Here is a 6,128-nt window from a genome sequence, read left to right on the forward strand (position 1 = left end):
ATCCAGAAAAAACAAAAGTTAATTTTGATTTTTATATAATTAAATATACTGATTACTATGTATTTGAGGTTATATAACTTGGTATAATAAGATCTCCCCTGAGCCTTTTGCCTAAATTTGCTAAATACTACTAAGGACTTGCAATTATTATATCCCTGGGTTTCACTAGAAAAATGTAATTTTTATCCAATTAACTCATAATAACAATACAAGGTAATAATTTTGTGGTTTATTTAATAAATATACAGGAGTTATTTTAACTGAATTAAACCAAGGCAATAATACCCATGCAGTGTTTTTAACAAAATTAACTACATTAGAATAAACTAATTGATAACAAACTAGCACTAAGCCTAATCCATATTAAGTTTAGAGAAATTCTTAATAAGAATATATACTTTAATCAGAGAGGTCAGAGTAATTTATATAAAAGCATGAAGAAAGACAATTATTTTCTTTTTCATGCAGCTAAATCAGTTAATTTACAAAAATAATCTATGGCTCTTGTCTAGTGTTCATGAAACTAAAGTAAATGTATGAAAATAGGTATTTTATCCTTGGCCTTTTTACCTATTTTCATATTAGCTAATAGCTTGTTTAGTTCACCTAGGCAACATAGCGTTGTTTAACTATGTCAGGACATTACTGAAGACTCTAACTCTATGACTACTAAATTTTTATTACCTCTTAACTTTTTGCCTTTGACTTTCATTAAGTACTACATTTAGAAATGTGAATTTAAGATACTCCTTCAATAGCACCACCAATATTCTGCCATGCAGCTATGCCACCTTGGATTTCCGACACATTGGTAAATCCAACCGCATTCAATCTCCTTACAGCATCCGCAGCTTGCAATTCATCCTCACCATATACATATATATCTCTCTGGGTATTGAAACTCATTCTTGCACGATTTACCAAATCTTCTATGGGAATTGGTAGCGCACCCATTATATGACCTTGATTATAAGTACAGCGGTCACGTACATCGATAATTGTCAAAGCAGGTTGTCCCCATTCCAAACGGGACTTAATGTGATTAATATTAGCACTAACCATGATAGTTTCTCCTAACAATATGGGTCTAATTAAGAATTTGCACCGAATTACTACCACAAGCAATCTAGCAAAAATATTGTCCGGCCTTGATTTTTCTTATAGTTTATAAATATTTTCATTTAATTTTAATTTTTTTTGATCAAATTATCTTAGGCAATACTAATTTTTATAATCCAATTTCTATTGAAAATTTAGATATGTAACTATGGCAGTTTTCCAAAAAAGAACTTCTTCTTTTAGAAGAATAAATTGGATACATAAAATTTTATAAAGTTAACCTTTGAAATAAAGTAAAAACACCTGTATTTTATTAGATGTAGGTGAATCTAACATATAAAATTTATGGGTGAGAATGAAACCTTATAATAGACTTTATTAAATAGTAGTCAGAATTCAAAATAATAACCTTAAAATATATAGATACTCAAAATTCTATTCATAGCAGTTAATCTGGAACATTCATCATCAGAGTCCATAGATTCTCAAATAATCTTTGGGAATCTATAGCAGTAATCCTGCTTAACAGACATTTGAGCATATGGTAGTTTTTGTGTAATAATTTTGATTTAATGTAGTAATGGATCTTGTTTATTAAATTATCTTAGTGGTTTTCAACAAAGCATAAACTAGGTGCTTTTGACTATTATATGGTGTTAGCTGATTAAGATGTATCTTTGTTTATCTTATAGAAAATTGGTAGTTGTTTGAGAACTATGATTTATTAGCCAGAATATAGAATAATTACCCATCAGTCAGTTTGGCCAAGGGTTTATAAAGTCTAAAATAATTTAAAGTTAAATGACATCTACAATTAAAGCTTTACCAACAGAAGTTGTACATTTAATTGCAGCAGGAGAAGTGATTGACTCTTTAGCTGCAGTAGTGCGAGAACTAGTAGAAAACTCTCTAGATTCAGGTGCAACGAGAATTATCATTTCTGTATGTCCTCAAAATTGGTGGGTCAGAGTAGCAGATAATGGGTGTGGAATGAGTCTAGATGATCTGCAGCAAGCAGCCAGAGGCCACAGCACTAGTAAAATGGCCAGTTGTGATGATTTATGGAAAGTTAACAGCTTAGGCTTTCGGGGAGAAGCCTTACATAGCTTAACAACTTTAGCAAAAGTAGAAATTCTAAGTCGTCCTGCCAGATCATCTAATAAATTATCAATAGAAAGTAATGGTTGGCAGGTAATTTATAGTTGTGGAGGTAAGCCTGAAAAAGTTGAAGCAGTGGCTTTAGCTCCAGGGACTATAGTATCTGTAACAAATATCTTTGGAGATAACACTATACGTCGTCAAGGCCTACCTACTATGGCTAAACAGTTAAAGGCAATACAAGTTTTAATCCAACAATTTGCACTTTGCCATCCTCAGGTCCATTGGCAGGTATGGCAGGATAAGAAAGAGTGGTTTGGTATATATCCTACTACAAGCATAAAGCAGTTGCTGCCACAAATTTTACACAAGGTACGTACCAGCGATTTACAAGAAATTACATTAAAATTACCCATTCCTCATAAGGCCTTAAATTTAGTTATAGGATTACCCAATTACTACCATCGTCATAGTCCAGATTGGATAAAAGTGGCTTTAAATGGAAGAATTATAAATATACCGGAGTTGGAACATACTATTCTCAGTTCTTTTGATAGAAAATTACCACGTAATCGCTATCCAGTTTGTTTTTTACATCTCCACCTTGCGCCAGAGCAAATAAACTGGAACCGTAATCCTACAAAAACCAAAGTTTATCTCCATAAATTAAGTTATTGGCAAGATCAAGTTAGTGAAGCAATAGAAAAGGCGTTATATATTAATTCTGAAAACTTCCCAGAGAGTATTCATACCACTAGAGTCAGTGAATTAATAAAAGCTGTAGAAATCTCAGATAAATATAAAACTCCTCAAGAATCTAGGAAAAAAGAAAACTTTAATATCCATAGTCTTACAGCTGTTGCTCAAGTTAATAATACCTATATAGTAGCTGAACATCCAGAAGGCATATGGCTTGTAGAACAGCATATTGCTCACGAAAGAGTATTGTATGAACAATTATGTGAACGCTGGCAAGTTATAGCTATAGAACCGGCAATTGTTTTGTATCAATTATCAGCACAGCAAGTCGAACAATTAGATCGTATCGGGTTGGATATTGATTCGTTTGGAGAAAATATGTGGGCTGTACGTAGCATACCTGCCATTCTGAAAGAAAGAGAAGATTGTAGGGAAGCACTTCTAGAACTGAGTCAGGGAGGAGATTTGCAAACTGCTCAAGTTAGTGTTGCTTGTCGTAGTGCTATTCGTAATGGTACACCCTTAACCATAGAGAGAATGCAAGTATTACTTGACCAATGGCAACGTACGCGTAATCCGCGCACATGTCCCCACGGTAGGCCAATTTATTTAGCCTTGGAAGAATCTGCATTAGCTCGTTTTTTCCGCCGTCATTGGGTGATTGGTAAAAGTCATGGGATTTAGCTGCTAACAAAAAATGTATCAATAACTGGTAGTGATAAAATACCATTCGGAGTTTACCTGTCAATCACTCTGGGTTCAAGCTGAAATTCCGTAAACCCATGTATTGCTGAAGCTTATTGCATACTTTCACTGAGAGTAGGTAGTTTAACACAATAATAAGGCTACCCATAGTTGCTGGCATATATGTAAGTTATGACTTGTTCAGTCTTACAGTCATTATTATCCTAATTTAGAAGCTTTTTAAGAAACTTCCTAAAACTCTAAAATTCTAAAACTCAATTCCTGGTTGAGCTTTTATTCCTTGTTCCTGGAAAGGATGTTTCAACAGGGACATTTCTGTAACTAAATCAGCTTTCTCTATTAAACCCTTGGGTGCACCTCTACCAGTAAGAATGATGTGATCATTAGCATTTTTTTCCTCCAATCCGGCTAGAATTGTTTCAACCTTAAGATAGCCAAGTTTTAAAGCCACATTGATCTCATCTAACAATACAAGTTTAAACTCTGGGTTACGAATATACTCTAATCCTTTACACCAGGCTTCTAAGGCTTGTTTAGTATCGTGACTATGGTCTTGAGTTTCCCATGTAAAACCTTTACCCATAGCATGAAATTCTAACTGGTCTTGCCACAAACTGAATGCCTTTTTCTCCGAAGGTTCCCAAGCACCCTTAATAAATTGGATAATAGCAACTTTATAACCATGGCCAAGTGACCTCAGAACCATTCCTAAAGCAGCAGTTGTTTTCCCCTTACCATTGCCAGTATGAACAATAATTAAGCCCTTATTTAGAGATGCTTGAGAAGTACGTTTCTCTTGTATCTCCTTTCGTCGCTGCATTTTCTTTTTGTACTGTTCTGAATTAAGGGTAGATGTCTCGTTAATTCCTGCGTCACAACTACTATCCCAATTTTCTTGACTCTCCATCATAATGGTATTTCAAGTTAAATTCATCTTAAGTCTTATAAGTTAATTGTATCTTCAAAAGAATCCTAACTTTCTAATATTCAGTAATTATCATATTTGCAGTGAAAATAGATGATTTTACAATGTTACTCAGATTTTCTTGCTGCAAATATATGTTAATTAACATGTTAGTACTCAAAAGCCAGTGCCCATGCTATCACGAAAACCTCAACATTAATCTCAACAATTATTTCATTAGACTCTCGATTATAAACTAAACCACAAAGTTCAAGTATTTCAACTTGAGAGAAAATTCTAAAATAGTATTAAAGTTTATGCCCAGCCTCTTATGTAGTTTTATATATTATATGGGAATGGTAAAAATACCATCTACCTAGTTATGACTGTTGTACTAGATGCTGCTCTAAATATTTATGAAAAATGTTGATTTTACTATTCTTCAACAGTTATTGGAGCATATACATTTCATAATTTATGACCAAAAATAGTCACAGAATAGTTACAGACATTTTACCCTGACATCAGGTTATTTATCCTGGTGAAGCACATATGAATAACTTGATGGAGGAATCTGGGTTTCACTTGTCGTTAAAATTAGAGGAAAACATATTCACTAAAATATTTTTCACCAAGACTACTTCATTAATAAAAATCCCAGATATTAGATTCTCTACACTAATAATTAAAAATTAACTATCTAAATCGATTTATAAGCAATTCTTAAAATCATAATTATTTGTAGAAATTACTTGTGATTTATTTAAATCTTACATACATTTCTTAATAGTGTAACAACCAAACTGTATGTGGTTTAACACTTATTTTCTTATCCGGAGACTTTAAAAACTCAGTACCTTACTTCAATTTGGACATTGTTATAGATACTCTCACGCAAAATCGATGTATTCATGTCATGATATCATGACTTAAGAGCTTAGATACAGACCATATTTTTTCAAAAAAATACCATATATTTGACGTCAAAGCTCCATTAAGTAATGATCTTGCAATCTTTTGTAATATCGTCATTAGCCAAAAAATTATTCTTATATCCTCTTGATCCCGCTCCTAATGTAATTGTTAATATTCAATAACAAAAAAACTCTGTATTCATGGAAATGTTGAGCATAACTTTTTCGGGATTATATTCAGAAGTTTTCGATGATAAACCAGTAAAAGTATTAACTTTCTCTAACTAAGCTTAGGTTAGTCAATATGCTTTTACCGTATATGTAATCACAAGATTACAAATCACAAAAACTAACTACAAATTAAAGAATGGGATCGGTTTGAAAAAATCAACTTCTAATCCACAACCTAAAGATAACCATTCTGTCTTGAGGGTATATTTCTTTCCTTTGAAATTAATTGGAGACCAAATACATGGCAAAAAAACATCTACCGATAAAAGAAATGACATTGCGACAACTTCGCAAAGTGGCTAGTGAATATGGCATCTCTCGTTACAGTCGGATGCGTAAAGCACAATTACTAGAAGCAATTCAAAGAATTGAGCATACTCAGGATACCCTGAATCAATCTCATTCAATGGAGGTAAAGAAAACACTGGGAGCAGCAAAATTTGAATTTAGGCAACAAGATTGTAATGGTTCTGTTTTAGCTGATATAGATCAAGGTTTAGCAGATTTACCTGATAGTT

At 32.9% G+C, this 6,128-nt stretch carries 4 protein-coding genes; 2 read left to right on the plus strand and 2 right to left on the minus strand.

Features of this window, described 5'->3' with window-relative positions; all coding sequences use genetic code 11:
• Positions 1 to 738: 738 nt before the first annotated feature.
• Positions 739 to 1,062, minus strand: a complete 324-nt coding sequence (locus tag RINTHH_RS07195) for a rhodanese-like domain-containing protein (RefSeq protein WP_008234789.1) — start codon at positions 1,060 to 1,062, stop codon at positions 739 to 741.
• Positions 1,063 to 1,860: 798 nt separating this feature from the next.
• Between RINTHH_RS07195 and mutL the strand changes: the two genes are divergently transcribed.
• Positions 1,861 to 3,540: a DNA mismatch repair endonuclease MutL gene (mutL, locus tag RINTHH_RS07200; protein ID WP_008234791.1), complete on the plus strand. Its 1,680-nt coding sequence runs from the start codon at positions 1,861 to 1,863 to the stop codon at positions 3,538 to 3,540.
• A 268-nt stretch (positions 3,541 to 3,808) separates the two neighbouring features.
• Here mutL and cobO read toward each other — a convergent pair whose 3' ends face one another.
• A complete protein-coding gene (gene cobO / locus RINTHH_RS07205; RefSeq protein WP_044304847.1) occupies positions 3,809 to 4,468 on the minus strand; it encodes a cob(I)yrinic acid a,c-diamide adenosyltransferase in 660 nt (219 codons plus the stop codon).
• Positions 4,469 to 5,851: 1,383 nt separating this feature from the next.
• Here cobO and RINTHH_RS07210 point away from each other — a divergent pair.
• The coding region (locus RINTHH_RS07210) for a Rho termination factor N-terminal domain-containing protein (protein WP_044304846.1) at positions 5,852 to 6,128 on the plus strand (277 nt) is incomplete at its 3' end.

Source organism: Richelia intracellularis HH01 (assembly GCF_000350105.1).
GTDB classification, from domain to species: Bacteria; Cyanobacteriota; Cyanobacteriia; order Cyanobacteriales; family Nostocaceae; genus Richelia; species Richelia intracellularis.

Coding starts and splice junctions, on each gene's coding strand:
- RINTHH_RS07195 (WP_008234789.1), bottom strand. CDS start 1,062: ATGGTTAGTGCTAATATTAATCACATTAAGTCCCGTTTGGAATGGGGA.
- mutL (WP_008234791.1), top strand. CDS start 1,861: ATGACATCTACAATTAAAGCTTTACCAACAGAAGTTGTACATTTAATT.
- cobO (WP_044304847.1), bottom strand. CDS start 4,468: ATGGAGAGTCAAGAAAATTGGGATAGTAGTTGTGACGCAGGAATTAAC.